The sequence below is a fragment of the Nocardioides sp. genome, from assembly GCF_016462705.1.
GTDB lineage: Bacteria > Actinomycetota > Actinomycetes > Propionibacteriales > Nocardioidaceae > Nocardioides.
In genome coordinates, this window is sequence record NZ_JAEMSS010000199.1 from 1 (window position 1) to 2,943 (window position 2,943).

Consider the following 2,943-nt stretch of genomic DNA (forward strand, 5'->3'; position numbering starts at 1 on the left):
CGCACGCAGGGTGCCATGCCCCCGCCGCCCAACCAGGTGCCGCCGCCCACGAGCCCGGTGCCACCGATGATGTCGCCCGCCGGTCCGCCCCCGACGGCTCCACCGGCGATGCCCACGTTCATGCCCCAGCAGATGCCCCAGCAGATGCCCCAACCCGGGGGGCAGTGGTCCAGTCCACCTCCGCCCGCACAGCCCGGTCCGGGCACGGGTGGGGGGAAGGCGAAGGGCAAGGGCCTGCTGCCCCTGCTGATCGGCGCCGGGATCGGGCTGGTGATCCTCGCGGTCGTCTTCGGCGTCCTGCGGCTCACCGGAGGCGACGACGAGCCCGAGGTCGGCCCCGACGGCCCGAGCGCCGGATCCTCCAGCAGCGGACCCACCGACGGGCCGACGGACGGCACCACCGACGGGGTGACCGAAGGGCCGGACCTGGCCTTTGACGCGATCAACCAGCGCTACTCCGCCCTCGGCACCCGCGTCACGACGGGGCAGTCGGACTGCGTCGAGGGCGCGGCACTGTCCGGGCAGGCGGAGGCGATCTCCTGCACCTTCCCGCGCGGCACGCTCGAGCTCACGACCTACGACACGCTCGACGAGCTCCAGGCGGCCCGGTCACGCGCCGTCAACACCGACGTGGGCGGCCGCTACGCCGAGGGCTCCTTCGGGGTGATCTTCAGCTTCGACACCGAGTCGACGAGCCCGACGCTCTACTGGGACAGCGAAGGGTCGCTGCAGAGCGGTCTCTACAAGGGCGGCAGCGCCGATGTCGAGGTCGACGAGCTGGCACAGGTCTACGGCAGCGTGGGGAGCTTCGTCGACTACCCGTCGCGGATGAGCGACCCCGACCTCATCGACTTCGCCCAGTTCTGGCTGCGCCCCAACCAGTGCGAGCGGATCCAGACGCTGTCGCCGGGGGAGCTGGAGGAGAGCCGGTGCAAGGCGCGTCGACAGATCGTCGTCTACGTCGCCAAGATGGCCAGCAAGAAGGACCTGATCGACTATCGCCAGGTCCGCCTGCGCGACTCCCGGCGCGACGGGCTGATCCTCAGCCCGCCCGACTGGATGTTCGGCACGGGTGCCGTCGAGGGCCGGGTCGCCGACTCCTACGCCGACGGCGACCGGGTCCTGCGCTACTGGGACCAGACCGCGTGCCTGTGCTACATGGAGGCCTACTACCCGACCAACGACCAGGACGCCCTCATCGCGTGGTGGGAGTCGCCGAAGCAGTAGCGCCGGGATCGGCGCCCGGGTCGAGCGAGGTCAGGGCGACCAGCGCCAAGGTGGTGTCGTCGCCGCCGATGGCCGCCGGCTCCTCCAGCCACCCGGGCAGCCGCTCCTCGATCCACGCGAAGCCGTGCTGGCGGGCGAAGCCGACCAGCTCCTCGCCGGTCTGGCGCCACCAGCCGTCGGCGTCGACGCGCGAGGTGCTGAAGCCGTCGGTGCAGAGGTAGCCCAGCACCAGGTCCTCGGCACGCACGTCGAGCGCCCCGACGCGCAGCGAGGCTCCCGGGTCGGGCTGGCACAGCGACGTCGTGCGGCTCCCGTCGAGGTCGGGGTCCTCGGGGACAGGGCGCAGCGCGGTGCCCGCGGACGTCACGACGACCGCGTCGCCGTCACCGATCTGCACGACCCCCAGCAGTGCGTCGGTCGCGACCATGGCCAGGACCGTGCTGCCGTAGGGGCGGGTGCGCTGTCCCGGGTCGGCCGGGTCGACGAGCAGCAGGTCGTCACCGGCGAAGGGCTGCTGGGCGACGTGGTCGTGGACGGCCTCGGTCCACCGCGAGATGAGCTGGGTGCCGACCTCGCGCAGCACGCCCGGCGCGGTGGCCGGGTCGGTGAGGTGGGGGAGCGCCGCGGTGAGGAGCTCCGCGGAGATCCGTACGGCGAGAGCGGACCCCACGTCGCTGCGGAAGTGCAGCCGGTGGCCGTGGCCGTCGGCCACCGCGACGACCGCCGTGCCGTCGGTGACCAGGACGGTGTGGGCGTCCTGGAGGGGCAGGCCGTCGCGGACGTGGACCGAGCCGATCTGGGTGCCGGACAGGGCCGTCCAGCGGCGGCTCATGCGAGCGTGCTCCAGATCGGGTCGCCCCCGGCGGCGGACGGCGGGGTGTAGGTCACGGGGGCCGATCCGATGACCGGCCGCGAGGCGCCGCGGCTGGCGGCCTTGGACGCCCAGACGATGTATTCCACCAGCTGCTGGGGGTTGTCGGCGCGAAGCAGAGGCACGTCCTCGTTGCCGATGAAGCGTCGCAGCGAGTGCATGTCGGCGTCGCGGCCGACGCCGAGCGCCAACCGGATCGCGGCCGCGCCCCACCGCTCGTCGAGGACCTGCTGGAGGCCGTCGGCGAAGCTGATGCCGGTGCTGTCGGTGGGACGACCGTCGGAGACGAGGATGATCGCGGGCGGATAGCCGCTGGCGTTGTCCATCTCGTGCAGGCTCTCGGCGAGGACCGAGAGGGCGCTGCCGAGCTCGGTGAAGCCCTTGGGCGTCGCCGGCAGCCGCTCCCAGTGGAACTGCTCGATCGGCGTCGGCTCCTCGACGACCCAGGTCGTCTCCGTGGCAAAGGCCAGGACCCGCACCAGCAGCTCGGCGTGGGGATTGGCGCGGGCCTCGTCGCGCAGGTGGGGCACGACCTCGGCCATCGCGTTGTTGAGGGCCTGGATGCGGCCGCCGCGGAGCATGGAGCCGGAGACGTCGAGCACGAAGATGAAGTGCAGGGGCTTGCGCCCGAGGGCACCACCCAAGCGATCACTCATGCTCCACCTGCCTTCGATGCCGCGGCCGTGGCGAGGATATACCCTGTTGCCGCTCCCAGCGGGGGGCTTTCCTCGTCTCGTGATCCACGGCTGTGAGCGGAGGTGACCGGCGCCCATGAGCCTCTCCAACGGGACCGAGGTCGACCTGGGACCGCTGGGTCGCGCCCACATCACCGAGCTCCTCGGGCA

3 protein-coding genes are annotated in these 2,943 nt (G+C 72.2%); 1 reads left to right on the forward strand and 2 read right to left on the reverse strand.

Features of this window, described 5'->3' with window-relative positions; genetic code table 11:
• Window positions 1-120: 120 nt before the first annotated feature.
• Window positions 121-1,227, forward strand: coding sequence for a hypothetical protein (locus JHD21_RS18985; RefSeq protein WP_292678394.1), 1,107 nt, complete (start codon window positions 121-123; stop codon window positions 1,225-1,227).
• Here JHD21_RS18985 and JHD21_RS18990 read toward each other — a convergent pair.
• A complete protein-coding gene (locus JHD21_RS18990) occupies window positions 1,196-2,059 on the reverse strand; it encodes a protein phosphatase 2C domain-containing protein (RefSeq protein ID WP_292678396.1) in 864 nt (287 codons plus the stop codon). The two genes, JHD21_RS18985 and JHD21_RS18990, sit on opposite strands and share 32 nt — an antisense overlap.
• Window positions 2,056-2,754, reverse strand: a complete 699-nt coding sequence (locus JHD21_RS18995) for a VWA domain-containing protein (protein ID WP_292678398.1) — start codon at window positions 2,752-2,754, stop codon at window positions 2,056-2,058. Before JHD21_RS18995 ends, JHD21_RS18990 begins: the two co-directional genes overlap by 4 nt.
• Window positions 2,755-2,943 lie beyond the last annotated feature (189 nt).

Coding starts and splice junctions, on each gene's coding strand:
- JHD21_RS18990 (WP_292678396.1), bottom strand. CDS start 2,059: ATGAGCCGCCGCTGGACGGCCCTGTCCGGCACCCAGATCGGCTCGGTC.
- JHD21_RS18985 (WP_292678394.1), top strand. CDS start 121: ATGCCCCAGCAGATGCCCCAGCAGATGCCCCAACCCGGGGGGCAGTGG.
- JHD21_RS18995 (WP_292678398.1), bottom strand. CDS start 2,754: ATGAGTGATCGCTTGGGTGGTGCCCTCGGGCGCAAGCCCCTGCACTTC.